The sequence below is a fragment of the Streptomyces sp. NPDC111606 genome (assembly GCF_055656945.1).
This window is the reverse complement of record NZ_JBVKBY010000007.1, coordinates 82593-108370: the sequence shown is the minus strand read 5'-3', so window position 1 is coordinate 108370 and position 25778 is coordinate 82593. Positions and strand designations below refer to the sequence as shown.

Sequence of the window (25778 nt, the reverse complement as noted above, 5' to 3'; positions counted from 1 at the left end):
CCCATTCTCGTCGTCCTCACAGAGGAGGTCCGGCAGATCACTTGCGCCGATGAAATCGCAATCCTACGGTGAAGCATAGGAATCAGATCCAAGGGAGCGATCATGAGCGATGGGGGTACCTCCCGCGCGAGCGTGTTCGAGCGTGAGGGAGCGCGGAAGACCGCGGAAGGGCTGACCTACCTCTCCGGTTTCGGCAACGAGCACAGTTCGGAGGCGGTGTCCGGCGCCCTTCCCGAGGGCCGGAACTCACCCCAGCGGGCCCCGCTGGGGCTGTACGCGGAGCAGCTGAGCGGTTCGGCGTTCACCGAGCCGAGAGCCCACAACCGCCGCTCGTGGCTGTACCGCATCCGCCCGTCAGCGGCCCACCCGGCGTTCACACGCACCGACAACGCCGCGATCCGCACGGCGCCCTTCACCCAGTCGGAGCCGGACCCGAACCGGCTGCGCTGGAACCCGCTGCCCGAGCCCGCCCCCGGAACCGACTTCCTGGCCGGCCTGTGGACCCTGGGCGGCAACGGCGACGCCACCCAGCGCACCGGCATGGCCGTGCACCTGTATCACGCCACCTCCTCGATGGATCGCGTCTTCAGCGACGCCGACGGCGAGCTGCTGATCGTGCCGGAGCAGGGCGGGCTGCTGCTGCGCACGGAGTTCGGGCTGCTGCATGTGGAGCCGGGACATGTGGCACTGATTCCGCGTGGGGTGCGCTTCCGTGTGGAGCTGCTGGACGCCTCCGCCCGCGGCTATGTGTGCGAGAACTACGGGGCGCCCTTCCACCTCCCCGACCTCGGCCCGATCGGCGCCAACGGCCTCGCGAACGCACGGGACTTCAAGGCGCCGGTGGCCGCGTACGAGGACGTCGAGGGCCCGGTGGAGGTGGTGAACAAGTTCTGCGGCAACCTCTGGACGGCCACGTACGACCACTCCCCGCTCGACGTGGTCGCCTGGCACGGCAACCATGTGCCGTACATCTATGACCTGCGCCGTTTCAATGTGATCGGCACCATCTCCTACGACCACCCCGACCCGTCGATCTTCACGGTGCTGACGTCCCCGTCGGACACACCGGGCCTCGCGGGCGTCGACTTCGTCGTGTTCGCCCCGCGCTGGCTGGTCGGCGAGGACACCTTCCGGCCGCCGTACTTCCACCGGAACGTGATGAGCGAGTACATGGGCCTCATCGAGGGCGCCTACGACGCGAAGGCGGAGGGCTTTGTGCCCGGCGGCGGGTCGCTGCACAACATGATGTCGGCGCACGGCCCGGACCGGGAGACGTTCGACCGGGCGAGCGCGGCCGAGCTCAAGCCGCAGAAGATCGACGACGGTCTGGCCTTCATGTTCGAGACGCGCTGGCCGGTCACCCTGACCCCGCACGCGGCCGGCGCCGAGCACCTGCAGGAGCGCTACGACGACGTGTGGCACGGCATGGAGCGGCACTTCCGCCCCTTGCAGTAAAGATCCCCGACCGGTACGGATGGCCCCGTGACCTCCTTCGCCCCGGACTCCATCGTCCTGAACCGCAAACTGCCGCTCTGGTACCAGGTGTCGCAGTCACTGCGCGCCTCGATACTGGGCCGCCGGCCGCAGGACCCGCTGCGCCTGCCCACCGAGGAGCAGTTGGCGGAGCACTACGGCGTGAGCGTGCTGACCATGCGGCAGGCGCTGAAGGAGCTGGAGGACGAGGGCCTGATCACGCGCCACCGCAGACGCGGCACCTTCATCGAGCCGGACGCCCTCCCGGGTGCCCCCGTGCGGCTGCTCGGCTCGGTGGACGCGATCGTGGCCCAGCAGTCCGGCATGGTCACGGAGCTGCTGGACCACGGCCCGGCACCCGTGCCCGCCGAAGTCGCCGAGTTCTTCCCGGATGTCGACGAGGTGGCGACGTACCACCGTCTGCGCAGTGAGGAGAAGTCGGGCGAGCCGACCAACCACGCCCGCAACTACGTCCGCCCCGAACTGGCCGCGCGCATCGACCTGGACGACCTCGTGCGCTGGCCGATGACCAAGGTGCTGCGGGACGTCGTCGGGGCGGACATCAGCCGCATCACGGACACGGTGGAGGCCCGGCTGGCCGACCCGGAGACGGCGCGACTGCTGCAAGTCCCGCTGCTGAGCCCGATCCTGCACTACACGGGCGTGACGTACGACGCGCAGGGGCGTGTCCTCGACGCCGCGGTCATCCACTACCGCGGCGACCGCTTCTCCTTCACGGTGACCCTGGACGCCACCTGACCCATGTGTCGTAGCCAGGTCGTACGATGCCCAGCGTGACGCACGACGACGCTCCGCTGCTGGCGGACCTCATGCCGTGGTCCGTCGCACCGCCGCGGCTCGGCCGGGGGTGGCCGACGGGCCCCGACGCGGCGTCCCTGAAGGCCCGCTGGGACGCCTTCGTGAAGGCCGAGGGCCCGGACCGGGACGCCCTGCTGGAGCCGACGCGCTCCCGCACCCTGCACTCGGCGGTCGGACAGCTGCCCGGCCACTCCACCGGCACGGAGAAGCTGATCCGCGCCTCGGGCCCCTGCCCGGAGCCGGTACGGGTGCTGCACGCCGCGTTCGACGAGCAGTGGCTGATCCCCGACCACCGTCTGATCGACGCGGCCCGCCCCGAACTGTGGCGGGTGGCGGACGAGCGGCAGGTCTTCGTGCTGGAGACCGCCGACTCCCCGCTGCTGGCGACCTCACTGCTGCCGCTGCTGCGCCCGGGCCGCGTCCGCCCGCTGTACCGCCGTCCCGGAGGCGTGGAAGCCAACCTGGCGCCGGGCCTGCTGCGCCACCTCGCCTCCCGGCTGGGCCACTCCCCGGCGCCGTCGGACGTGCTCGCCTGGATCCTCGCCGCCGCCCGCCCCGACTTCACCGTCCCGCTCACGCGGGACCCCGGACTCTGGGCACGCGGCGTCGAGTCGGGCCACCGCATGCTGTGGCTGATGCGCCGCGACGGCGACCGCCCGAAGCTTCCCGGCGGCCGTCGCCCCTACGTCCGCGCCCCGCTCCCGGCCCGCCCCCTGACCCTGCACTACGACCGTGACGAGGAGACGCTGCACCTCGACGAGGGCCGCATCTCCCCCGTGCCACCGGAGGCCTGGGACTTCGAGCTGGCCGGCGCGAGGGTTCTGGAGCAGTGGTTCACCGCCCGGGTCATGGAGCCCGAGCCGGGCACACTGGCGGCGATCCGCCCGGCGACCTGGCCGCAGGGGTGGACGTCGGAGCTGCTGGAACTGATCACGGTCCTGGCCTTGCTGGCAGAACTCCCGCCGTTCCACGAGGAGTTGGTCTCCGCCATCACGGCAACCGACCTCCACAAGGCCCGGGTCCTGCCGGTCCCTGGGCCGGCCCGCAGGCCGGCGTCGGTGCTGGACGGGCACGAGGAGGGGCCGGAGGGGCAACTCGCGCTGATCTAACGCGGGTCGGGGTCGAAGGCGTCCAGCACCCGTTCGAGCGCCCTTGTGAACACCGCCTCCAGATCGATCGGCCCGCTGTCCGCCATGAAGGCCGCGGCGAGGCGCGGATACCTGCCGGTGGCGACCTGGCTGCCGAGGTAGGCGATGCGGACCGCGTTCTCCTCCTCCTCGGACCAGGGCATGGCACGGGTGCGCTCGGCGGTGGCGATCTCGTTCGCGGTGTACGTCGTCACGACGCCGTTGAGCAGCGCGACCAGTTCCATCTTCACGCTGTACGCGACGTCGAGCGGTTCGAGACAGGCCAGGCAGTGCTCCAGGTAGCGCAGGGTGTTGGGGCTGAAGCCGTACACCCCCGACATCAGACGCGGCACCCAGGTATGGCGGTGCATGATGGCCCGGGTCTCCTGCGCGTTGCGGATCATGTCGGCACGCCAGTCGCCCGAGGGCTCCCGGATGTCGTGCTCGGCACCGATCGCGTCGATCATCAGCTCGTACAGGTCCTCCTTACGGGGGACGTAGTTGTACAGCGACATCGTGCCGCAGCCCAGCTCGGCCGCGACATGCCGCATGGACACGGCATCCAGCCCACCGGTGTCGGCGATCCGCACCGCCGCAGCCGCGATGTCCGCCCGCGTGAACGCGGGCCTGGGGCCACGCCCGGTCCGCTCCGGACGCGCCCAGATCACCTGTGGTTCGGCCGCCTTGCCCGCCATCGATCATCACCTCGGCCACCATCCTAGTTACGTACAGCGTACGTAGTGCGCTATGGTCGACCCATGACTTCTACGTACGCTGTACTTAGTGAAGGCATGGAGAAGCGATTCGGTGAGGTCCACGCCCTGCGCGGACTCGATCTGGCCGTCGCACAGGGCACCGTCTGCGGCCTCCTCGGCCCGAACGGCGCGGGCAAGACGACGGCCGTACGGCTCCTCACCACGCTGCTGCGCCCGGACGCCGGGTCGGCCCGGGTCGCCGGGCACGATTTGCTGCGCGATCCGGCGGCCGTCCGCCGCAGCATCGGCGTCACCGGCCAGTACGCGTCGGTCGACGGCGAGCTCACCGGCCGCCAGAACCTCCGGCTGTTCGCCCGGCTGCACCGGGTGCGCGGGCCGGCCGAGCGGGCCGGCGAGCTCCTGGACCGCTTCGGGCTCGCCGAGGCGGCCGACCGCCCGGCGTCCACGTACTCGGGCGGGATGCGGCGCCGCCTCGATCTGGCGGCGAGCCTCGTGCGCCGCCCCGACGTGCTGTTCCTGGACGAGCCCACGACCGGTCTCGACCCCGCCAGCCGCAACCGGATCTGGGACGCGGTGCGGGAGCTGACCGCCGAGGGCACGACCGTGCTGCTGACCACGCAGTATCTGGAGGAGGCCGACCAACTCGCCGACGACATCGCCCTGGTGGACCGGGGGCGGGTCGCACACTCGGGCTCGCCGGCGCAGTTCAAGTCGGCCATCGGGGCACATGTCGAGGTCGTCGTCACCGACGCGGACGTCATGGTGAAGGCGGCGGCCGTGCTGGACCAACTCACGGGAGCCGAGCCGTCGTTCGATCACGAACGGCGGTCCGTCGCCGCGGTCACCCGGGACGCCACCCTCACGCTCCCCCGTCTGGTGCGCGAACTCGACGCGGCGGGCGTGCCATTGCTGGACGCGAGCCTCAAACCGCCGACGCTCGACGACGTGTTCCTGCAACTCACCCAGGAACCCCAGGAAGCCCAGGAAGCCCAGGAAGAGGAGCGTGCGGCATGAGCACCCTGGCGTACGACGGCGGCGCGATGCTGGGCCGGCAGCTGCGGCGGCTCCGCAACAACCCGGGTCTGCTGATCCTGACCCAGACCATGCCGATCACCATGCTGCTGTTCTTCGGCTACGTCCTCGGCAGCGCGCTGGCCATGCCTGGCGCCGAGTACCGGTCCTTCCTGGTGCCGGGCCTGCTGGTGGCGACCGCGGCCAACGGGCTCATGACCGGCATGTTCCAGGCCGCCCAGGACACCCACCGCGGCGTGATGGACCGCCTGCGGACGCTGCCGGTGAACCGGGCCGCCGTGCCGTTGGGCCAGGCGGCCGCGGATCTGCTGGTGACGGCCGCCGGGACGGTGCCGTTCCTGCTGGTCGGGCTCGCGGTGGGCTGGCGGATCGAGGGGTCCGCGCTCGAAGCGGCGGGCGCGGTGGGGCTGTTGCTGCTGTTCCGGTTCGCGACGACGTGGATCGGGATCTTCCTGGGGCTGCTGACCCGCAACGAGGAGGCCGCCGGTCAGCTGGGCGGGGCGACCTTCATCCTGCCGCTGCTGTCCAACGCGTACATCCCGACCGACGGCCTGCCGGGCTGGCTGCGCACCCTCGCCGAGTGGAATCCGATCAGCGCGGTCACCACGGCCCTGCGGGACCTCTTCGGCAACGCGCCGGTGCCGGACGGTGCCGCCTGGCCGGTCGCGCATCCGGTCGCCGGGTCGCTGGCCTGGTGTGCGGTGCTCATAGCGGTGTTCGCACCGCTCGCGGTACGCCGGTGTGCGCGCGGGGAGCGGTGACGTCCGGCGGCTGAATGACGCGACGACCGCGTCGGCGGCCCGGTGGGGCGCCGGCGCGGTCGTCGGCTTGTGCAGGGTGGCCCGTCAACGTCCGTACGAGACCGAGGTGTTACGTGGGGCGGACGTGGGCCGAGGAGCGGGGTGGGTGGAGTTCGGGGTTGGGCCCGCGCCGGGGTAGCACTCCGAGGCGCCGCTGCGCGCCGTGGGGATGACGGCGGCGACACCGGGTCGGAGCGGTTGCCGAGCGCGGGCTTTCCAAGGTCGTTCGGGGAACGCCGGTGTGAGTCAGCGCCCGCCGAACAGCGAACGACGCAGTCGGCGCAGCGGGGCGAAGAGCGAGACACGGCGGACCCGCGCACCCCGGTCGCTGCGCGCGTGCGTGGTGTCACGACTGGTCAGCTCAAGCATCAGCGAGGTCGCTTCGGCCGCCTCCGTCTGCGGCACGGCGGGACCCGCCAGCACCGAGAGATGGCGGTCGAGGCGCGAACTGGTCGCACCGCTCCCGCAGGTGATCGCAGGGACCCTGGCCCTGCTGCGCACTGTTATCTGATCCATGTCACTCCCCACCCGTACGAGTCCACCCGGCCCGGGCAGGTTAACCCTATCGCCCCGGTGAGGCACTCGTGTATCGCGGTCACAGGATTCACCTTCCCCGTAAGGGTGTTGACGACTCGTCCGTGATTACTCTCCGAATCCAACCGATTTCAGGGCGAGTTGGACAACGGGCTGGCTGGTGGGCTGCGGAGACCCTCCGTCCGGCTCCACCGTCACAGCCAGTGACGTCGCCGACTTGTCGAGACCGGACGCCGACAAGGGCGTGTCGCCGTCGAAGAGCCCGAGGGAGCGTGGTTGCACATCGGGGCGCATCTGCCAGAGCTGGTGCACCCGGCCGCTCGGCAGATCGCCGTAGCCGCTCAGAGTGACGATCGCGCGCCCCTTCGATACGGAGGCGACCACTCCGATCGTCCGCCCCTCAGCGTCCTCGCCGGAGGTCGCCCGGGCATCGGGGGCGGCGAGAACGTTAGCGATCTCACTTGCCCGCGCACGCTGGGCGTCCAGTTGCTCCTGCGTCCTGGTCGCCTGGACGGCGAAGAGGGACGCGACGACGAGGGCCGCGGCGGCCGTGAGGGTGGCGAACGGCGCCAGCAAGGGGCGCGTCCTGGTCGCACGGGTGCGCGGCGGCGGCTGGTTCCCCCACACATGCGGCGGCAGCTGGCCGGCACGCGCGCGTGCCGGCTCCCGGCCGGCTTCCCGCCCGGCGGACTCCTGCGGAGTCGTCCGTACGGCGGCCAGCACCCGGTCGCGCATCGCGGCGGGCGGCGCGGCGGCCGTCGACCAGGCGAGGCGCACGGCGTCCTCGGACAGAGTGCGCACCTCGGCGGCGCAGAGGGCACAGTTCCTCAGGTGCTTCTCGAAGCGGTACCGCTCGCCGGGTTCCAGGGCGTCGAGGGCGTAGGGGGCGGCGAGGGAGTGCAGGTCCCCGCGCCGGAGCAGTCGGTCGACGAAGCTCACGCGACACCTCCCAGGCACTTGCGCAGCTGGGTGAGTCCGTCGCGCATCCGGGTCTTGACCGTGCCGAGCGGCAGGGAGAGCCGCTCGGCCACTTCACGGTATGTGTAGCCGTCGTAGTAGGCGAGGGTGACGGACTGACGCTGCAGTGCCGTGAGCCGTTCCAGGCAGCGCCGCACCCACTCGCGTTCGAGGCCGGCCTCGACCTCCTCGGCGACCTGGTCGAACGCGGGGTGGTTCGCGCGCAGTGCCTCGCGCTGCTCGCGCTCGCCGGCCGCGCGGGCGCTGCGCACCCGGTCGACGGCGCGGCGGTGGGCGACGGTGAGGATCCACGACAGGGCACTGCCCCGGCCCGGGTCGAACTTCGCGGCGGAACGCCACAGTTCGAGCAGCACCTCCTGCGCCACCTCCTCCGACTGGGCGGGGTCGCGCACGACCCGCCGTACGAGCCCGAACACCGGCCCGGAGACCAGCCCGTACAGCTCCTCGAACGCCTTCTGGTCCCCGCCCGCCACGAGCACCAGCAGCTCGTCCGCCTCCAACTCGTCTCCCCCTCCAGCCAGACCGCATCTCGGCCGTCTTGTCCCACGAGGTATTCGCAACGAACACACCTCCGGATGGGGTTACGGATCAACGGACCGAAAAAGCGGGTCGAGCAGCCGAAAAATTTGTTTCGAGATCGACCAATCCGGCCCGCCCCCGGCTCCGAATCCCGGTGCGTCAGGCAAGTTGGCACTGAGGACGGACGGCATGACACCTAATTCCAGGAGCGGTGCGGGACGCAAGGGCCTTGCGACCCTCGTGTGCGGTGCGCTGGCCGCCGGGGGGCTCGCAGCCGCCGGCGTGACCGCGCTGGAACCGGGGGCGGCCTCCGCCTCCAGCCACCGCGAGGCCCCGCTGATCTCGGGGACTCCGCAGTACGACAACACGGACGTGTACGCGTTCGTCAGCCCGGACAAGCCGGACACGACGACGATCGTCGCGAACTGGATACCGTTCGAGGAGCCCGCCGGCGGACCGAACTTCTTCACGTTCGCCGAGGACGCCCAGTACGACATCCACATCGACAACAACGGTGACGCGCAGGGCGAGCTGCTGTACCGCTTCACCTTCAAGACGCACGTCAAGAACAAGAAGACGTTCCTGTACAACACGGGTCCGGTCGAGAGTCTGGACGACCCCGACCTCAACATCACACAGACGTACGACGTCGAGCTGCTGAAGCTCAAGGACCAGCACCTGGTGGCGAAGACGAAGGTCGCCAACGACGTACCGGTGGCGCCGTCGAACGTCGGCAAGGCGTCGATGCCGGACTACGCCAAGCTGCGCGAACAGGCCGTGCACAAGCTCGCGGGCGACGCCACTTCGTTCGCCGGGCAGGCCGACGACCCGTTCTTCCTGGACCTGCGCGTCTTCGACCTGCTGTACGGCGGGAACCTCTCCGAGGTCGGCAACGACACGCTCAAGGGCTACAACGTCAACTCCATCGCCCTGCAGGTCCCGAGCCACATGATCGCCGAGTCGGGGGACCAGCCGATCGTCGGCATCTGGTCGACGACCCAGCGCAAGAACGCGCAGGGCCACTTCGAGCAGGTCTCGCGCCTGGGCAGCCCGCTGGTCAACGAGGTCGTCAACCCCATCAAGGACAAGGACAAGTTCAATGCGTCCGCGCCCTGGGAGGACGCCCAGTTCCTGAAGAACGTCACCAACCCGGAGCTGCCGAAGCTCATCGAGGCGATCTACAAGATCCCGGCGCCCGACGAGCCGCGCAACGACCTCGTCGACGTCTTCCTCAAGGGCGTGAAGGGCCTCAACCAGCCCCCGCACGTCACGCCTTCGGAGATGCTGCGCCTGAACACCTCGATCAAGCCGACCGCCGAACCCAAGCGGCTCGGTGTCCTCGACGGCGACAACGCCGGCTTCCCGAACGGCCGTCGCCTCACCGACGACGTGATCGACGCCTCGCTCCAGGTCGTCGAGGGTGAACTGCTCGGCGCCAAGAACGACCTGGGCGACGCCGTAGACAAGAACGACAAGGACTTCGAGAAGGCCTTCCCGTACGTCGCCCTCCCGACCGAGGGTTCCCGCGGCCCGCTCGCCAAGGGCACGGACGGTGAGACGGACGTTCGCAGCCAGCTCGGCGACGCGCTGCAGCCGGCCGGGGCCTCCGGCGGCACCGACATGAAGCTGATCGCCGGATCAGCGGGCGCCGGAGCGTTGGGCATCCTGCTGATCGGCGCGGCGCTGATGTGGTGGCGGCGTATGCGGGACCGGGCGTACTAGGCCCTCCCCGGAAAGCCGGGAACGGCAGTTCGCCGACCGGCCCTCAACTGGCGCGGCCCGCGCAGTATTCATCCCCCACGGCGCGGGCCGCGCCGCCGCACGTGACAACGGACGTCGTTGAAAAGCCAATTGAGGAGAGGGCATGGCCCCGCGTACGAACGACAGCGCGCCGGAGAACGAGGAGCAGCGCGTGGCCGCCGTGCGGCGGGCACGGCAGGCCTTCCAGCCCGTCCGGCGTTTGAGGACGGGGCCGTTCAGGCCGACGGGGGGCCAGGGGACGGAGTCCCCTGGCGGGGGCGAGACCCGCATAGCCGCACTGCGTCGCGCCGCCGCAGCCGCACGCCGCAGCCGCACGCTCCACCTCGCCGGCTGCGCCACCCTGCTGGCCGTGGCACTCACCGCCGGCTCCATCGCCCTCGGCGCCGCACACGACGACGCAAGCCAGAGCCTCGCCCCGGCGGCGGCAGCGGTGTCGCCGGGCCTCCTCGCCACCGGCGACCTCGACGCCGGCATCTCCTCCCTCCAGGCCCACCTGCGCGACCAGCCGAAGGACTTCGGCAGCTGGGCGACCCTGGGCCTCGCCTACGTCGAGCAGGCCCGCACGAAGGGCGACCCCTCCCGCTACCCCCAGGCCGAGCAGGCCTTCAAGCGCTCACTGGAGCTGGACCCCGACAACGACCAGGCCCTGGCCGGCCGGGCCGCCCTCGCCGCCGCGCGCCACGACTTCGAGGACGCCCTGAAGTACGCCGACCAGGCCCTGAAGATCAACCCCTACAGCGAACGCGCCCTGTGCACCCGCATCGACGCCCTCGTCGAACTCGGCCGCTACCCGGACGCCGCCGAGGCCGCGGACACCGCCGACGACCGCCGCCCCGGCGTCCCGGTCTTCACGCGGTACGCGTACGTGCGCGAACTGCGCGGCGACGTGACCACGGCCGAGCGCGTGCTGCAGCAGGCGCTCTCCTCCGCGGTGGCCCCCGGCGACATCGCCTTCGTCGCCACGCAGCTCGGCCAACTCGCCTGGAACCAGGGCGACCACGACTCCGCCCTCACCCACTACGCCCGTGCCCTCGCCGCCGACGAGAACTACGTCCCCGCGCTCGAAGGACGCGCCCGCGCACAGGCCGCGAGCGGTGACAGGGCCGGCGCGATCAAGGGGCTGAAGGAGGTCGTGTCCCGATACCCGCTCCCGGGCCCGCTCGTCGAACTCGGCGAGCTGTACGAGGCGGCCGGCGACCGGACCGAGGCCGACGACCAGTACGCCCTCGTCGACGCCTGGACGGCCCTCGCGCGCGCCAACGGCGTCAACGCCGACCTCGACACCGCCCTCGCGGCGGCCGACCACGGTGACAAGGCGTCCGCCCTGCGCGCCGCCCGCGCCGAGTGGAACCGCCGCCACACCGTGCACACCGCGGACGCCCTCGCCTGGGCACTGCACGTCAACGGCAAGGACGAGGAAGCCCTGCCCTACGCCCGCAGGGCCACGGCCACCGGCTACCGCAGCGCCGCGTTCCTCTACCACCGCGGGATCATCGAGCACGCCACGGGCAACGCCGAGAACGCCCGCAAGCACCTCCGGGCCGCGCTGAATCTGAACCCCGGCTTCTCGCCGCTGGGCGCCGAGGAAGCCCGTACGGCCCTCAAGAACCCCGAGGCGGCCAAGTGACCCTCCGTCGTCGTCCGCTCGCCTCCTGCGCCGCCGTCCTCACGGCGGCCTGCGCGCTCGCGCTGTTCTCCTCCCCTCCCGCGAGCGCGCACCCCCTCGGCAACTTCACCGTCAACCGCTACGACGGCCTCGTCGCCACCCCCGGCGAACTGCGCGTCCATCACGTCGAGGACCTCGCCGAGATCCCGGCGACCCAGGCCGAGCCGGACATCGAGAAGGCGGGCATGACGGCATGGGCCCGGCAGCGGTGCGAGGACGCCGTGCGGGGCAGCGAGGTCACCGTGGACGGCCGTACGGTCGAACTGGCGCTGAACAGCAGCCACGCGCGCGTGCGGCCCGGTCAGGCGGGGCTCGACACCCTGCGCGTCGAGTGCCGGCTGACGGCGCCGCTGCCCGAGAACGCCGGCGACGCCCCGCTCGACCTCGGCTTCCGCGGCGCGGGCGCGGAGTCCGGCCCCGGCTGGCGGGAGATCACGGCACGCGGCGACCGTATGACGCTCACCGCCTCGGACGTGCCGAAGGAGTCGAACTCCCGCGAACTGACGCAGTATCCGGAGGAGTTGCTCTCCTCTCCGGCGGACACCAGGACCGCGTCCCTGCGGGTGCGCCCCGGCGGACCGGCTCTCGCCGAGGCGGAACAGAACGCCCCCGCGTCCTCCGTCCTGCCGCGCGGTGCCGACCGCTGGACGCGTGCCCTGGACGGCCTGGTCTCCCGCCACGAGCTGACCGTCGGCTTCGCCGCCCTCGCCCTGCTCCTCGCGATCTTCCTCGGCGCGATGCACGCGCTCGCGCCGGGCCACGGCAAGACCCTGATGGCTGCGGTGGCGGCGGCCCGCGGCGGCCGGGCCCGCATGAAGGACGTCCTGCCGCTGGCCGCCTCGGTGACGGTCACGCACACCCTGGGCGTGGTCGCCCTCGGCCTCCTGGTCACCGCCGGCTCGGCGGCGGCCCCCTCGGTCATCACCTGGCTGGGCATCGCGAGCGGCGCCCTGGTGATCGCGGCGGGCGCGACACTCGTACGCCGGGCCTGGCACTTCCGCGGCCACGGCCGCCTCCACACACACGGGCACGAACACGCGCACGACCATGACCATGACCATCCCCACGGGCACGAGCACGGCGACCACACCCACCCGCACGACCACACCGACGGACACGAGCACACCCACGAGGCCGACCACACCCACGAGCGCCAACCGGTCCTGGTCTCCGCCCACGCCCACACCGCGACACCGACGCCCACCCCCGCGCACGGCCACACCCATGCGCACGCCCCCGCCGACCCCACCCACCAGCACGGACACGACCACGACCACGGACACGCGCACGGTCACCCCCGCACCCGCGGCCTCCTCACCCACACCCACGGCGGTTTCACCCACACCCACTCCACCGCCCCCACCCTCCGCGGCACGATCCTGCTCGGATTCGCCGGCGGGCTCGTGCCCAGCCCCTCCGCGGTCGTCGTGCTCGTCGGCGCGGCGGCGCTCGGGAAGGCGTGGTTCGGGCTGCTGCTCGTCGTCGCGTACGGCGTCGGGCTCGCACTCACCCTCACCGCGGCCGGGTTCGCCGTCGTGAGGCTGGGTAGCGGGGCGACGCAGGTGCTGGACAAACGCCCGCGCTGGGCGGCGAGCCCGGTGATAGCCCTCGTGCACCGAGCGGCCCCCCTGGGGACCGCGTTGATCGTCGTGGCCCTTGGGGCCGCATTGGTGCTCAGGGGGGCGTCATCTTTGCTCGGCTGAGCTACTTTTTTGACATCCTCCCGCACCCTGTAGGTGCGGGATTCCAGCCTTGGGGGCTGAGGTTCACGGGCACTCGACCGCTGACACGATGTCACCCCTCCGGCGTGTCCCGCCGCGACCTGGGAAGTATACGAGTCGGCTGGGAATGGGGGCCTCATGTCCGAAGAACCGGGCAGTGAACGTCTGATCGCGGGCCGCTACCGCCTTCTGTCCCCGCTCGGCGAGGGCGGCATGGGCACCGTGTGGCGGGCGCGCGACGAGTTGCTGCACCGCGAGGTCGCGGTCAAGGAGGTGCGCGCGCCGCACGGGCTGCCGGGCCCGGAGGTCGAGCGGATGTACGCCCGGCTGGAGCGCGAGGCGTGGGCGGCGGCGCGGGTCGCCAACCGCAATGTCGTCACGGTGTACGACGTGGCCACGCAGGACGGCCGGCCCTGGATCGTGATGGAGCTGGTCCGCGGCATCTCGCTGGCCGAGCTGCTGGACGCCGAGGGCCCGCTGAGCCCCCAGCGCGCCGCGCACATCGGCGCCGAGGTGCTGTCCGCGCTGCGGGCCGCGCACGAGGCCGGGGTGCTGCACCGGGACGTGAAGCCGGCGAACGTGCTGCTGTCGAACGACGGCCGGGTCGTCCTGACCGACTTCGGTATCGCCATGGTCGAGGGCAGTTCCGCGCTGACGATGACCGGCGAGGTCGTCGGCTCCCCCGAGTTCCTCGCCCCGGAGCGGGCGCTGGGCCGCACGCCCGGCCCGGAGTCGGACCTGTGGTCCCTCGGCGTGCTCCTGTACGCGGCCGTGGAGGGCAACTCCCCGTTCCGCCAGACCACGCCGCTCAGCACGCTGCGCGCGATCGTCGACGAGGAGCTGCCTCCGCCCCGCCGGGCCGGACCGCTCGCCCCCGTCATCGAGGGTCTGCTGCGCAAGGACCCGGCCGAGCGGCTGCCGGCCGACCGGGCCGAACAGGACCTGCGGATCGTCGGTGCGGGAGGGACACCGCGCGCGGGCGCCGTACAGGCAACTCCGTACACGCCGACCGTCGCGGCCCACCCGACTCCGCCGCAGACGGCCCCCACGGCCCCTGTGCCGCCGCCCGGACCCACTCGGCCCACGGCAGCTGCCGGGTCCGGCCAGGACACCGCTCCCGTCCGGCCCGAGCGCAACCGTCGCGCCGCCGTCGTGCTGATCGCGGGCATCGCCGCCGTCGCACTGGCCGTGGCAGGGCTGACGTACGCCCTCCTCAACCGCGGGGACGGCAACGGCGGCGACGCGGGCGACCAGGAGACCACCACCCAGACGGGCGGGGGGACTTCGCCGACCGAGACGGACGACGAGGGCGCGACCGACGGGGGCCGGACTCCTACGCCCAGTCCGAGCAGCAGTCGTACGACCCCCGCGCCGCAGTCCGTGAAGGTGACGCTGGCAGGCGCCAACACCGAGTACTCCGGGTCCTGTCCGCCGCCGGACGGCCAGGCGCCCGCCTTCACGGCGACGTTCACGGTGGGGCGGCTGCCGGCGCAGGTCAGCTATCGCTGGGTGTCGCAGGACGGCGAGGTCATGGACCAGGGCTGGAAGACCCTGTCCTTCCCGGAGGGCGGGGGGCGGACCAAGCAGGACAGGGCCTTCGTGACGACGTACGACGACAGCGGGACGTTCGAGAACGAGATCAGTGTCGAGGTGCGCGACCCGGTGGAGACGAAGTCCAACTCGGTGCCGTTCTCGGTGACCTGTGAGACGGAGACCCCGACGGACGGGGTCTCGCCCACGCCTACCGGATCGCCCGGCGCCTAGGTTCAGGCCGCGGCGTTCAGAACCGGCAGATAACCACCCGACTGGCCCGCGGCCGTCGGGTGGTACGACTCCGGGATGTTGAGCCAGTTCACGGAGTGCATCCACGAGCTGCCGGAGCACAGCTCGTGCCCGGTGAAGGTGGGCCGCACGTCGCCGAAGGCGAACCCGTGGTCCAGGGCGCGCTTCTCGGTGGCGGCGTTGATGTAGTCGGCGGCGCCGTTGAGCGCCCTGCGCTTGGTCTCGGACAGGCCGATGCACCCCGACGCGCCCAGCTTGTAGAAGCGGGGGTAGCCGAGCACGACCACATGGGCGGACGGGGCCTTGGTCCGGATGGCCGTGTACACGTTGTCGAGCCTGCCGGGCAGCGTCGAGTCGACGAACGCCTTCGCGGTGTTGATGCGTGACACACAGGCGCTGTCGCCCTGGAGCACACAGGTCGTCATGATGTCCGCGAAGCCGGCGTCGTTGCCGCCGATGGAGATGGACACGAGTGCGGTGGCGGAGCTGAGGGGGCCGAGCTGACTGGCCGTGACATCACCCGTTTGAGCGCCCGAGCATGCCGTGAAGTCGAATGACGAGGGTGAGTTCGCGGCGGCCCAGAGGTACGGGTACGCCTTCGTGCTGCGCTTGCAGTCGCCGCTGGAGCCGATGTAGCTGCCCGCGCCGAGGCCCGAGGAGTAGGAGTCGCCGAGGGCCACAAAGCCGCCTGCGGCGGCACTGTCGGCGGCCTGCGCTGTCGCGGCCCCGGTAAGGGCTGTGCCGACGGCGAGGAGGAGTGAGGCGACGTATACGGAAAGTCGGGAACGTCTCATGGAACCTCCCTATAGCAGGATCTCTGCCTTAACCGTCGTACCAACTACGCGTGTTGACGGGAAGTGTCCATGCCAAGACTTTCCCGGTCATCACGACCTCCACCCTGTGGGTTCGCCATGCGTTGCATTTCGTGTGCATGACAGGATTGTTGACAGACCGTCAACTCCCTTGTACGTCGCCTCGGGGACCGCAGATCCTTTACCTCGGCCCCGAACGGGAACGCACCGTTCCAGGGCCGTGCGTGCGACCGCGCACGCACCCCCCACATGTGCGCGCACCACCTGCGCACCGCCTTGAGGAGGACTCCCTCGTAATGGCACAACTGCGTAGCAACAAGCTCCGGTTCGCCGCGATAACCGGCCTGGCAACCGCCGCCCTCGTCGGCGGACTCACCTCCCTCCCCGCCCAGGCCGCCCCGGCCGAGGGCAAGGTCTGGGCCGCCGGCTCCCCCACGGCGATCAAGGACAGCTACATCGTCACGCTGAAGAAGAGCGCCGGCCTCAAGGCGTCCTCGGCCGCCGGCAAGAACCTGGTGAAGGAGTACGGCGGCTCGGTGAGCAAGACGTTCACCAAGGCGCTGAACGGCTACACCGCCGCCCTCTCCGCGAGCGAGGCCAGACAACTCGCCGCAGACCCGGCCGTGGCGTCCGTCGAGCAGAACCAACGCGTCCAGCTGGCCGACACCACGCAGACCAGCGCCCCCTGGGGCCTGGACCGCATCGACCAGTCCGCGCTTCCGCTCTCGGGCACCTACACCTACCCGGACAGCGCGGGCAGCGGCGTGACGGCGTACGTCATCGACACCGGCGTGCGCATCACCCACCAGCAGATCAGCGGCCGTGCCAGTTACGGCTACGACGCCGTCGACGGCGACACCACCGCCTCCGACGGCAACGGCCACGGCACCCATGTGGCCACCACCATCGCGGGCTCGACCTACGGCGTCGCCAAGAAGGCGAAGATCGTGGCGGTGCGCGTGCTCGACAACGCGGGCTCCGGCACCACCGCGGGCGTCATCGCGGGCATCGACTGGGTGACCAACAACCACTCCGGTCCCTCGGTCGCCAACCTGTCGCTCGGCGGCGGAGCCTCCACCACGCTGGACACGGCCGTGCGCAACTCCATCGCCAGCGGCGTGACCTACGCCGTCGCGGCCGGCAACAGCAGCGCCAACGCCTCCTCGTACTCCCCGGCCCGCGTGACCGAGGCGATCACCGTCGGCGCCACCACCAGCTCGGACGCCCGGGCGAGCTACTCCAACTACGGCTCGGTGCTGGACATCTTCGCCCCCGGCTCCTCCATCACGGCCGGCTGGTACACCAGCGACACCGCGACGAACACCATCTCCGGTACGTCGATGGCGACCCCGCACGTCGCGGGCGCGGCGGCGGTCTACCTGGCGAACCACACCTCGGCCACCCCGGCCACGGTCGCCTCGGCCCTCACGGGCGGCGCCACCACCAACGTGGTCACCGGCCCCGGCACCGGCTCGCCCAACCGGCTGCTGAAGCTCGTCCCGTAACAGCACACCCGTACGACCAGAACCACCCGTTCCCCGGAGACGCCCGCCGTCTCCGGGGAACGTCTTGACGGCCCCCACGGAGCTGAGCGACATTGAAGCCCGGCATCCGGCGCTTCGGGGGGCAAAGTCGCCAATGCAGACCTTACGTAGCAAGACAGGTGCGTCTCAGGACGCCGAGCGGGAGCGGTCAGGACCGGGGAGGGACCTGACACCGCTGCTCGCGGGCGCCGCGACGGCTGTGGGGGGATTCGGCGCGGTTCTCGCGCTCGTCGGCTCGCAGTCACCGCTGCGCGGCCCGTTCACGCTGTTCTTCCTGCTCGCGGCACCGGCCGTGGCGATCGCCGCGGCGCTGCGCGGACTGGAACCCTTCGGCAGGACCGTGGCCGCGGTTGCGGGCGCGGTCGTCGTCAACATGCTGGTGGCCCAGGGCATGCTGGCCGTGCACCGGTGGTCGGTCCGCGGCGGGATCGTGGCCGTGACCGCGATCAGCGCCCTCATTCTCCTGCTGGTTCTGGTGCGGCGGCTGCGCGGCCGTACGACGCGAAGGCGGACTGACTGACGTGGACATCAGCGTGTACCGCCCCGGCGAGCTCAGCTCCGCCGACCGGGCGGCGTGGACATCGATGCAGTCCAAGGCCCATCTTCAGGGTTCGCCGGAGCTGGCCAACCCCTTCCTGTCGCCCGAGTTCGCCCTCGCGGTCGGCCGCTGCCGGCGCGGGGTGCGGATCGCGGTCGTACGGGAGGGCGGCGACCCGGCGGCGTTCTTCCCGTTCCAGCGGACGGCGGCCGGAGTAGGCCGGGCCATCGGGCTCGGCGTCTCGGACGCGCAGGGGGTGGTGCACCGGCCCGGGTTCACCTGGGACGCGCGAGAGCTGCTGAAGGCCTGCGGGCTCGCCGTATGGGAGTTCGACCACCTGGTGGAGGGCCAGGCGGCGTTCGAGGAGACGGCGTCCGGCACCTTCCCGTCCCCGGTCATGGACATCGACCAGGGGTACGAGGCGTATCTGAGCCAACTGCGCGAGCGGTCACCGAAGTTCACGAAGTCGACGCTTGCCAAGGAGCGCAAGCTCGGCCGGGATCACGACGGCGTGCGCTATGTGCACGACGAGCGCGATCCGGCGGCCCTGCGCACGCTGATGGCCTGGAAGTCCGCGCAGTACCGCAGGACCGGGCGCAGCGACCGGTTCGCGCACGAGTGGATCACGGGGCTGGTGGAGCAGCTGTTCCACACCCGTTCCGAGCCGTTCGCGGGGATCCTGTCGGTTCTGTACGCGGGCGGTAAGCCGATCGCGGCGCACTTCGGGCTGCGCACCGAGCGGGTGCTGGCCTGCTGGTTCCCGGCGTACGACCCGGCGTTCTCGAAGTACTCCCCGGGGCTGGTCCTGCATCTGCGCATGGCCGAGGCGGCCGCTGCCGACGGCATCGCCCACCTCGACCTCGGCCGGGGCCAGAAGGAGTACAAGGACTCCCTGAAGACACGCGAGCTGATGGTGTCGGAGGGGTGGGTGACCCGGCGTCACCCGGTCGCGTTCGGACACCGGGCACGCCGTGCCCCGGTCCGGGCGCTGCGCAACACCGTGCAGACCCGGCCGGAGCTGTTCGAACCGGCCGACCGGCTGCTGAAGAGCATGGGGAGGATCCGCTCGGGACGCCGGTGACGGTCAAGGCAACCCGGCCGGTTACGGTCAAAAGTACGAAAACGTGAGAGCTCGTTCCAGCTCTTGCCATACAGTCTCAATCATCAATACCGTCGTACATCTCACTCGCATCGGACTGTCATCAAGCGGCTAGGGGAGGGCTCAAGACCGCGACAGGTCCCGGCGCGAGGCGCGGTAGGGGGGTGCTCGGTGAAGGTGTCCGCACTGGTGACCGAGTCGTGCCGTGCGACCGGCTGCCGATTATCGGTGGTCGGCCAGAAATGCCAGCTCACCATGCGTGCACGGAGATCGATCTGGTCGTGCCGTAGGTGAGAGAACCCCCCTTTCGAACCGGACACAATGCCGGGCCGCCCAGGGGCGGGCGGTCCACCGGACGAGAGGGACCAGACTCATGAGCTCTTTTCTGCGCCCGGCGGTCGCGGACCAAGGTCCGTCCACAGCCGGCAAGTACCGGCCGATCTCCACACACCTGGCCATCGCTCCACCGGTCAGCGTGGTGATCCCGGCCATGAACGAGGCGGAGAACCTTCCGTACGTCTTCAAGACACTGCCGGACTGGATACACGAAGTGGTCCTGGTCGACGGCAACTCCACCGACAACACCGTCGAAGTGGCCCGCGAGCTGTGGCCTGACGTCAAGGTCGTGCGGCAGCGCGGCAAGGGCAAGGGGGATGCCCTGATCACCGGGTTCGAGGCGGCCACCGGCGACATCATCGTGATGGTCGACGCGGACGGCTCGGCCGACGGCCAGGAGATCGTCAGTTACGTCTCCGCCCTGGTCTCGGGCGCGGACTTCGCCAAGGGGTCCCGCTTCGCCAACGGCGGCGGCACGGACGACATGACGCCGATCCGCAAGCTCGGCAACTGGGCGCTGTGCACGGTCGTCAACCGCAAGTTCGGGGCCCGCTACACCGACCTCTGCTACGGATACAACGCGTTCTGGCGGCACTGCCTCGACAAGATCGACCTCGACTGCACCGGCTTCGAGGTGGAGACCCTGATGAACATCCGGGTCGTCAAGGCGGGCCTGAAGGTGCAGGAGATACCGAGCCACGAGTACCTCCGCATCCACGGCACGAGCAATCTGCGGGCCGTGCGGGACGGGCTGCGGGTGCTCAAGGTGATCCTCAAGGAGCGCTCCAACCGGCGTGCGCTGCGCCGCCGCACCGCCGCGGCGCACTCCCCGACGCTCGGCTCGGTGCCGTCGGTTCAGCCGGCTCACCCGGTTCACTCGGTCCGGGGAGAGGCGTCTTGAGCGGTCCCGACATCTCCGTCGTGATCTGCGCGTACACCGAGGACCGCTGGGAGGACATCCTCGCGGCGGTCGCCTCGGTGCGGGCGCAGTCGTATCCGGCTCTGGAGACGCTGCTGGTCGTCGACCACAACGAGGCGCTCCTGGACCGGCTGACCAAGGAGTACAAGGAAGCGACCGATGTGCGGGTGTTCGCCAACGCGGGCCCCCGCGGCCTGTCCGCGGGCCGCAACACCGGCATCGCCGCCTCGTACGGCGAGGTCATCGCGTTCCTCGACGACGACGCGGTGGCCGAGCGGGACTGGCTGAAGCACTTCGCGGCCGGGTACGCCGACCCGCACGTCATGGCCGTCGGCGGGCGCACCGAGCCGATCTGGGCGTCGGGGAGTCGGCCGGCCTGGTTCCCGGAGGAGTTCGACTGGGTGGTCGGCTGCACCTACCGGGGCCTGCCGCGCGGGCGCGTGAAGGTGCGCAACGTCCTCGGCGGCAACGCCTCCTTCCGGCGTACGGCGTTCGACTTCGCGGGCGGCTTCGCCAGCGGCATCGGACGCGACGGCGACCGGCTGCCGCTGGGCTGCGAGGAGACGGAGCTGTGCATCCGGCTCACCCGGGCCCGGCCCGAGGCGGTCCTGCTGATCGACGACCGCGCGGTGATCCACCACCGGGTGCCCTCGGCGCGCGAGCACTTCCGGTACTTCCGTACCCGTACCTACGCCGAGGGTCTGTCGAAGGCGCTGGTGGCCCGAAGTGTCGGCGCCGACAAGGGACTTGAGTCGGAGCGCCGGTACGCCACCCGGGTCCTGCCGGCCGGGGTCGCGCGCGGGCTGCGGGACGCCCTGCTCGCCCGGCCGGGCGGTGCGGGGCGGGCCGGTGCGATCGTCGCCGGGGTGCTCACGGCCGCCGGTGGGTACGTGGTGGGGAGTGTCCGGGTCCGCCGGGGCGGCGTTACGTACTCGGTGGCGGGGACCGAAGCGGGAGCCGGCAGCAAGGGGGCAGCCGGCGTCGAGGGGGGCAGCAGATGACCGACACGCGTGTGCCGATCCTGATGTACCACGCCGTCTCCACCTCGCCGAACGACGCCACCCGCGATCTGTCGGTGGCGCCGGAGGCGTTCGCGGAGCAGATGGCGCTGATCGGCGATCTGGGCCTCACGCCCGTCAGGACCGCCGATCTCGCCGCCCGCTGGCGCTCGGGCAAGCCCTTGCCCGAGCGGCCGGTGCTGATCACCTTCGACGACGGCTACGAGGGCGTGCACCGGCACGCCCTGCCCGTGCTCGCCAAGCACGGCTTCGCGGCCACGGTGTTCGTCTCGACGGGCTGGCTCAAGGGCCCGCACGACATGGGCGGCGGCCTGGACACCATGCTCGACTGGGACCAGGTCCGCGAACTCGCCGAGGCGGACGTCGAGATCGGCGGCCACAGCCACACGCACCCCCAGCTCGACCAGCTCCCGGACGACAGGCTGCGCTCCGAGCTGATCCTGTGCAAGGAGATCATCTCGGATCGGCTGGGCACCGTCCCGGCCTCGTTCGCCTATCCGTACGGGTACTCCAGCCGCCGGGTGCGCGAGGCGGTGCACGAGACGGGGTACGCCCAGGCGCTCGCCGTCAACAACGGTCTCGCGCGGCGCCGGCAGGGGCCGTACGCGCTCACCCGTCTGACCGTGCGCCGCACCACCGGAATCGAGGAGTTCGGGCGGATGGTCGAGGGCCGTGCGATCGCCCGTACCTTCGCCAGGGACCGTGCCCTCACCCAGGGGTACGCCGTCGTCCGCAGAGCCCGACAGGTCCGCCGGAAGGCCATCCGTTCCCGTGTCTGACACGACGACCACGACCGAGCCCGCATCGACCGACGCGCCGGCGCCCGAGCAGTCGGGGCGCCGCCTTCGCCTGCCCGGCATGGGCGGGTCCTCCGGGGGCAGTCAGCTGTTCCGCAACGCCTACGCCCTGATGATCAACACCGGTGTCTCCGCGGTGCTGGGGCTCGGCTACTGGCTGGCCGCCGCCCGCTACTACTCCGAGTCCGCGGTCGGCCAGGGGTCCGCCGCGATCGCCGCGATGAAGTTCCTCGCGGGTCTGACCGCGGTGACCCTGACGGGCGCGCTGGCCCGCTTCATTCCGGTCGCGGGGCGCAGAAGCGGCCGGCTGATCTTCCGGACGTACGCGGGCAGTTGTGTGGTCGTGGCCCTGGCCGCGGGGGTCTTCCTGCTGACGCTGGACCTGTGGGGGCCGTCGTACCGGTTCCTGAGCGGGCCGGTCAACGGGCTGTTCTTCGTCGTGGCCGTCATCGCCTGGAACCTGCTCACGCTGCAGGACGGCGTGCTGACCGGGCTGCGCAGCGCGGTGTGGGTGCCGGTCGGCAACACCGTGTTCTCCGCGGTGAAGCTGGGTCTGCTGGTGGCCTTCGCGGTGGCGATCCCGACCGCCGGTGTCTTCGTGTCGTGGGTCGCGGCGATCGCGGTGTCCGTACTGCCGCTGGGCTGGCTGGTGTTCCGGCGCCTGGTGCCACGCCATGTGAAGGCCACCGAGGAACGCACCAGTCCCCCGTCCCTGGGGGAGATCGGGAAGTTCCTGGCCGGCGACTACACCGGCTCCCTGTTCTCCCTCGCCGTGGTCTATCTGATCCCCGTGATCGTGGCCGCGCAGGTCTCCGCCGAGGACAACGCGTACTTCTACATCACGGCCACCATCGGCGGCACGGTCAATCTGCTCGCCATCAACATGGGCGCCTCCCTCACGGTCGAGGGCTCGCACGACCCGGGGCGGCTGGCCGCCAACACCCGGGCCGCGCTGAAGCGCATGGCGCGGATCATGGTGCCGGTCGCCGCGATCCTGTTCTTCGGGGCGCCCTGGATCCTGGGCGTCTTCGGCCAGGGCTACGCGGACGCGGCCACGCCGCTGCTGCGCTGGTTCGCGGCCGGCGCGCTGCTGCGGGTCGTGATGGAGACGTACTTCGCGGTCCTGCGCGCGCAGAGCCGCACCGCCGGACTGGCCTGGCTGCAGGGCCTGCTGTGCGCCCTGGTGCTCGGTCTGACGCTGCTGCTGCTCCCCCGCATGGGCCTGACCGGCGCCGGCGTCGCCGAGATCGTGGCCCTCGCGGTGATCGTCGCGATCGCCGCACCCAAGCTGTTCAAGACGGTGCGGGCGACCTCGGCCGAGGTTCCCGCGGGCGCGGCCCCCGACGGTGATCTCGCCGACCTGGGGGCGCGCGAGGTGGCCGAGGGGGCGCGCAAGCGGGGGCCCGCCTGGGCGCTCGACACCGACACGCTCGCCCTCGGCATCCACGTCGACCTCGACCACCTGGAACGCCGGCCCGATGTCCGCCCCGGTCCCGGTACCCCGCCCACGGGCACCCCGCCGGTACGCCCGGACCACCGCCCGGCCTGGGCACGCACACCGGACGTGGGACTGCCCGTCGAGGAGCGGGAGCCCGGCTCGGAGGCGTCGCTGGGGCCCGCCGAGGTGGACGCCCCGTTCGACGAGGCCGCACCGCAGGAGCGCGAGGAGGCTGCCGTACGGGAAGAGCCGCCCATGCACGAAGAGGCCGTACGACAGCCCGCGGCGCCCGCGCTCACCTGGCGTGAGCGGCTGCTGCCCACCCGCCTCGGGGTCGTCCTCGGCTGTCTGCTGATCGCCGCGCTGCTGCTGTACTGGGTGCCCGCGCTGCGGCTCGGCGAGACCGACCTGGACGAGATGGGCGGGCTCGGGCTGATCTCCGTGCTGCCGCTCCCCACCCTGGTCGGGGCCGCGCTGCTGACGGTGGTGTTCGCCTCGCTGCTGTGGCTGGGCCGCGAGCATCGGGCGCTGCTGCTGATCACGCTGCTCGCGACGGTCGTGTCGCTGCACGCCCTGCCCGCCCTGATCGAGACCGAGCCGCGGTTCGCGACGGCCTGGCAGCACCTCGGCTTCCTCGACTACATCGACCGCACCGGGTCGGCGGTGCCCGACCTGGACGCGCGCTGGAGCTGGCCGGGCTTCTTCGCGGTGGCCGCGTTCGCCGCGAAGGCCTGCGGGGTCAGCGATCTCAGCGAGGTCATCCGCTGGTGGCCGCTGGCCGTGCAACTGCTGTACCTGGTACCGATGTTCCTGCTCGTGCGCTCGATGCGGGCGAGCTGGCGTGCCAAGTGGACCGGTATCTGGATCTTCGTGCTCAGCGGTTGGGTGGGCCAGGACTACTTCTCGCCGCAGGGCTTCACATATCTGCTGTATCTGGTCTTCGCGGCGATCCTGCTGGTCTGGTTCCGCGCGCCACGCGTGATCTGGACGAAGCGACGGCCCGGCGAGGTCGAGGTCGAGCCGACGGACCGGCGCCAGCGGGCCGTGCTGCTGATGGTCCTGATAGGCCTCTTCGCGGCGAGCGTCCCGGCCCACCAGCTCACGCCGTTCGTGATGCTGGGCGTGCTGACGGCACTCGTCCTGATCGGCAAGTCCGAACTGCGCGGCCTGCCGATCCTGTTCGGCGTCATGGTGACGGTCTGGATCGGCTTCATGGCCGAGCCGTACTGGTCCGGCCACTTCGACGAGCTCTTCGGCGGGGTCGGCGGGGTCGGCTCCAATGTGTCGTCGTCGGTGTCGGGCCGCATCGAGGGCGGCAGTTCGACGCACAAGCTCGTCCTCTACACGCGCGTGCTGCTGGCCGGCGGTGTGATGGCCTTCGCCTGCTGGGGCTGGTGGCGGCGGCGCTTCCACAACTACCGGGAGCGCTCGCTGCTCGTCCTGACCTTCGTGCCGTTCCTGGGCTTCGGCATGCAGTCGTACGGCGGTGAGATGGCGCTGCGCGTCTTCATGTTCGCCCTGCCCGGCGCGGCCCTGCTGGCCGGACTCGCCCTGTTCCCGCGCACCGGTATCACCGCGAAGGAGCGCGACAAGGACCGGGTGAGCCTGGCGCCGCTGGCCGCGCTCATGGCGGGCCTGGTGCTCATGGGCGGCTTCCTGGTGGCCCGCTGGGGCAACGAGCCGTTCGAGCGGGTCCTGCCCGGCGAGGTCGCCGCCATGGAGTACGTGTACGCCCATGACGATCCGACGGTGCGGCTGCTGTGGCTGAGCAACGACCCGGTCAACGTCGTGACACCGTCGATGCCGTGGGGCTCGCAGGACATGGAGAAGGTGGAGTACCTGCCGACGCTGGCGCCGACCGACCCGGTGCTGGTGTCGGGGCTGGTCAAGGCGCTCAAGGACGCGGGTCCGAACTCGTATCTGATGATCAACCGGGGTCAGGTCACCTATCTGCGGATGGACGTGGGCTATTCGGCGACCTGGGAGCCGCGGCTGATCCAGAACCTGGACAAGCGGCAGGAGCTGAAGAAGGTCTTCGCCAACGCCGACGTGACGATGTACGCGCTGCGCAAACAGCCGGCCGGCGAGGTCCCGAAGGCCGATCCCGGTCCGATCGGGCCGCAGGTGACCTGGACGCCGTGGTCGGTGGTCGGGGGGCTCGCGGCGCTCGCGCTGATCGTGCTGCTGATGGCCCGCGAGCTCGTCCGGGTGGCGATGGCGCCCAGCGTGCGGCAACTGCGCTGGCTGCAGAGCAGCTTCTGGTTCTCGCTGCCGCTGCTGGCGGTGCTGCTGGCCTCGCTGGTGCAGCGCTTCCTGACGATCAAGTGAGGACGGTGACGGTCAAGTGG

21 protein-coding genes are annotated in these 25778 nt (G+C 71.2%); 16 read left to right on the top strand and 5 right to left on the bottom strand.

What is annotated here, in order from left to right; translation table 11 throughout:
- Positions 1-102: 102 nt before the first annotated feature.
- From hmgA to ACZ7M7_RS24895, 3 genes are read left to right on the top strand one after another with little or no spacing between them, the layout of a single operon-like run.
- Positions 103-1455 (top strand): homogentisate 1,2-dioxygenase, encoded by a 1353-nt coding sequence (hmgA, locus tag ACZ7M7_RS24905; protein WP_472120373.1) that lies wholly within the window; start codon positions 103-105, stop codon positions 1453-1455.
- A gap of 27 nt (positions 1456-1482) precedes the next feature.
- The gene (locus tag ACZ7M7_RS24900) at positions 1483-2232 is read left to right on the top strand and encodes a GntR family transcriptional regulator (protein ID WP_472120371.1); all 750 of its coding nucleotides are present in this window, start codon (positions 1483-1485) and stop codon (positions 2230-2232) included.
- Between the two features lie 26 nt (positions 2233-2258).
- The gene (locus tag ACZ7M7_RS24895; RefSeq protein ID WP_472120369.1) at positions 2259-3401 is read left to right on the top strand and encodes a type ISP restriction/modification enzyme; all 1143 of its coding nucleotides are present in this window, start codon (positions 2259-2261) and stop codon (positions 3399-3401) included.
- On the opposite strand, the gene ACZ7M7_RS24890 is transcribed toward ACZ7M7_RS24895, so the two are convergent.
- On the bottom strand, positions 3398-4114 hold the full coding sequence (locus tag ACZ7M7_RS24890) for a TetR/AcrR family transcriptional regulator (RefSeq protein WP_383607604.1): 717 nt from the start codon (positions 4112-4114) through the stop codon (positions 3398-3400). The genes ACZ7M7_RS24895 and ACZ7M7_RS24890 overlap by 4 nt on opposite strands.
- Positions 4115-4177: 63 nt before the next feature.
- Here ACZ7M7_RS24890 and ACZ7M7_RS24885 point away from each other — a divergent pair, with 63 nt between their 5' ends.
- Together ACZ7M7_RS24885 and ACZ7M7_RS24880 are read left to right on the top strand one after the other, a co-directional pair.
- Positions 4178-5149 (top strand): ATP-binding cassette domain-containing protein, encoded by a 972-nt coding sequence (locus ACZ7M7_RS24885; protein ID WP_472120366.1) that lies wholly within the window; start codon positions 4178-4180, stop codon positions 5147-5149.
- On the top strand, positions 5146-5928 hold the full coding sequence (locus ACZ7M7_RS24880) for an ABC transporter permease (protein ID WP_472120364.1): 783 nt from the start codon (positions 5146-5148) through the stop codon (positions 5926-5928). Before ACZ7M7_RS24885 ends, ACZ7M7_RS24880 begins: the two co-directional genes overlap by 4 nt.
- A gap of 285 nt (positions 5929-6213) precedes the next feature.
- Here ACZ7M7_RS24880 and ACZ7M7_RS24875 read toward each other — a convergent pair whose 3' ends face one another.
- The 3 genes from ACZ7M7_RS24875 to ACZ7M7_RS24865 all read right to left on the bottom strand — a co-directional run bounded on the left by ACZ7M7_RS24875 (position 6214) and on the right by ACZ7M7_RS24865 (position 7979).
- Positions 6214-6483, bottom strand: a complete 270-nt coding sequence (locus tag ACZ7M7_RS24875) for a hypothetical protein (protein ID WP_383607601.1) — start codon at positions 6481-6483, stop codon at positions 6214-6216.
- Positions 6484-6609: 126 nt separating this feature from the next.
- Positions 6610-7440, bottom strand: coding sequence for an anti-sigma factor (locus ACZ7M7_RS24870; protein ID WP_383629129.1), 831 nt, complete (start codon positions 7438-7440; stop codon positions 6610-6612).
- The gene (locus tag ACZ7M7_RS24865) at positions 7437-7979 is read right to left on the bottom strand and encodes a sigma-70 family RNA polymerase sigma factor (RefSeq protein WP_472120362.1); all 543 of its coding nucleotides are present in this window, start codon (positions 7977-7979) and stop codon (positions 7437-7439) included. The genes ACZ7M7_RS24870 and ACZ7M7_RS24865 overlap by 4 nt, the downstream gene beginning before the upstream one ends.
- 208 nt (positions 7980-8187) lie before the next feature.
- Here ACZ7M7_RS24865 and ACZ7M7_RS24860 point away from each other — a divergent pair, with 208 nt between their 5' ends.
- The 4 genes from ACZ7M7_RS24860 (at position 8188) to ACZ7M7_RS24845 (ending at position 14910) form a co-directional block, all read left to right on the top strand.
- Positions 8188-9720 carry a DUF4331 domain-containing protein gene (locus ACZ7M7_RS24860; RefSeq protein WP_383607598.1) on the top strand — a complete coding sequence of 511 codons (1533 nt, stop codon included), beginning with the start codon at positions 8188-8190 and terminating at the stop codon, positions 9718-9720.
- A 142-nt stretch (positions 9721-9862) separates the two neighbouring features.
- Positions 9863-11386 (top strand): tetratricopeptide repeat protein, encoded by a 1524-nt coding sequence (locus ACZ7M7_RS24855; RefSeq protein WP_472120360.1) that lies wholly within the window; start codon positions 9863-9865, stop codon positions 11384-11386.
- Positions 11383-13128: a HoxN/HupN/NixA family nickel/cobalt transporter gene (locus ACZ7M7_RS24850; protein WP_472120358.1), complete on the top strand. Its 1746-nt coding sequence runs from the start codon at positions 11383-11385 to the stop codon at positions 13126-13128. The genes ACZ7M7_RS24855 and ACZ7M7_RS24850 overlap by 4 nt, the downstream gene beginning before the upstream one ends.
- 156 nt (positions 13129-13284) lie before the next feature.
- Positions 13285-14910 (top strand): serine/threonine-protein kinase, encoded by a 1626-nt coding sequence (locus tag ACZ7M7_RS24845; RefSeq protein WP_472120356.1) that lies wholly within the window; start codon positions 13285-13287, stop codon positions 14908-14910.
- 2 nt (positions 14911-14912) lie between these two features.
- Here the strand turns inward: ACZ7M7_RS24845 and ACZ7M7_RS24840 are convergent, their stop codons facing one another.
- Positions 14913-15722 (bottom strand): SGNH/GDSL hydrolase family protein, encoded by an 810-nt coding sequence (locus ACZ7M7_RS24840; protein ID WP_383607594.1) that lies wholly within the window; start codon positions 15720-15722, stop codon positions 14913-14915.
- Between the two features lie 314 nt (positions 15723-16036).
- Between ACZ7M7_RS24840 and ACZ7M7_RS24835 the strand changes: the two genes are divergently transcribed.
- The 7 genes from ACZ7M7_RS24835 (at position 16037) to ACZ7M7_RS24805 (ending at position 25758) form a co-directional block, all read left to right on the top strand.
- Positions 16037-17245, top strand: a complete 1209-nt coding sequence (locus ACZ7M7_RS24835; protein WP_451168678.1) for a S8 family peptidase — start codon at positions 16037-16039, stop codon at positions 17243-17245.
- A gap of 133 nt (positions 17246-17378) precedes the next feature.
- Positions 17379-17804, top strand: coding sequence for a hypothetical protein (locus tag ACZ7M7_RS24830; RefSeq protein ID WP_383607592.1), 426 nt, complete (start codon positions 17379-17381; stop codon positions 17802-17804).
- Position 17805: 1 nt separating this feature from the next.
- The gene (locus tag ACZ7M7_RS24825) at positions 17806-18903 is read left to right on the top strand and encodes a GNAT family N-acetyltransferase (protein ID WP_472120353.1); all 1098 of its coding nucleotides are present in this window, start codon (positions 17806-17808) and stop codon (positions 18901-18903) included.
- Positions 18904-19294: 391 nt separating this feature from the next.
- The gene (locus tag ACZ7M7_RS24820) at positions 19295-20158 is read left to right on the top strand and encodes a glycosyltransferase family 2 protein (RefSeq protein WP_383607590.1); all 864 of its coding nucleotides are present in this window, start codon (positions 19295-19297) and stop codon (positions 20156-20158) included.
- On the top strand, positions 20155-21177 hold the full coding sequence (locus ACZ7M7_RS24815; RefSeq protein WP_383629120.1) for a glycosyltransferase family 2 protein: 1023 nt from the start codon (positions 20155-20157) through the stop codon (positions 21175-21177). The genes ACZ7M7_RS24820 and ACZ7M7_RS24815 overlap by 4 nt, the downstream gene beginning before the upstream one ends.
- A complete protein-coding gene (locus tag ACZ7M7_RS24810) occupies positions 21174-21974 on the top strand; it encodes a polysaccharide deacetylase family protein (protein WP_472120351.1) in 801 nt (266 codons plus the stop codon). The genes ACZ7M7_RS24815 and ACZ7M7_RS24810 overlap by 4 nt, the downstream gene beginning before the upstream one ends.
- Positions 21967-25758, top strand: a complete 3792-nt coding sequence (locus ACZ7M7_RS24805; protein WP_472120349.1) for a lipopolysaccharide biosynthesis protein — start codon at positions 21967-21969, stop codon at positions 25756-25758. Before ACZ7M7_RS24810 ends, ACZ7M7_RS24805 begins: the two co-directional genes overlap by 8 nt.
- Positions 25759-25778: the final 20 nt, after the last annotated feature.

Excerpts from the sequence above, each read along its gene's own strand:
- ACZ7M7_RS24885 (WP_472120366.1), top strand. The coding sequence starts at position 4,178 with ATGACTTCTACGTACGCTGTACTTAGTGAAGGCATGGAGAAGCGATTC.
- ACZ7M7_RS24810 (WP_472120351.1), top strand. The coding sequence starts at position 21,174 with ATGACCGACACGCGTGTGCCGATCCTGATGTACCACGCCGTCTCCACC.
- ACZ7M7_RS24840 (WP_383607594.1), bottom strand. The coding sequence starts at position 15,722 with ATGAGACGTTCCCGACTTTCCGTATACGTCGCCTCACTCCTCCTCGCC.
- ACZ7M7_RS24820 (WP_383607590.1), top strand. The coding sequence starts at position 19,295 with ATGAGCTCTTTTCTGCGCCCGGCGGTCGCGGACCAAGGTCCGTCCACA.
- ACZ7M7_RS24860 (WP_383607598.1), top strand. The coding sequence starts at position 8,188 with ATGACACCTAATTCCAGGAGCGGTGCGGGACGCAAGGGCCTTGCGACC.
- ACZ7M7_RS24895 (WP_472120369.1), top strand. The coding sequence starts at position 2,259 with ATGCCCAGCGTGACGCACGACGACGCTCCGCTGCTGGCGGACCTCATG.
- ACZ7M7_RS24855 (WP_472120360.1), top strand. The coding sequence starts at position 9,863 with ATGGCCCCGCGTACGAACGACAGCGCGCCGGAGAACGAGGAGCAGCGC.
- ACZ7M7_RS24835 (WP_451168678.1), top strand. The coding sequence starts at position 16,037 with ATGGCACAACTGCGTAGCAACAAGCTCCGGTTCGCCGCGATAACCGGC.
- ACZ7M7_RS24890 (WP_383607604.1), bottom strand. The coding sequence starts at position 4,114 with ATGGCGGGCAAGGCGGCCGAACCACAGGTGATCTGGGCGCGTCCGGAG.
- ACZ7M7_RS24845 (WP_472120356.1), top strand. The coding sequence starts at position 13,285 with ATGTCCGAAGAACCGGGCAGTGAACGTCTGATCGCGGGCCGCTACCGC.
- ACZ7M7_RS24880 (WP_472120364.1), top strand. The coding sequence starts at position 5,146 with ATGAGCACCCTGGCGTACGACGGCGGCGCGATGCTGGGCCGGCAGCTG.
- ACZ7M7_RS24830 (WP_383607592.1), top strand. The coding sequence starts at position 17,379 with ATGCAGACCTTACGTAGCAAGACAGGTGCGTCTCAGGACGCCGAGCGG.
- ACZ7M7_RS24875 (WP_383607601.1), bottom strand. The coding sequence starts at position 6,483 with ATGGATCAGATAACAGTGCGCAGCAGGGCCAGGGTCCCTGCGATCACC.
- hmgA (WP_472120373.1), top strand. The coding sequence starts at position 103 with ATGAGCGATGGGGGTACCTCCCGCGCGAGCGTGTTCGAGCGTGAGGGA.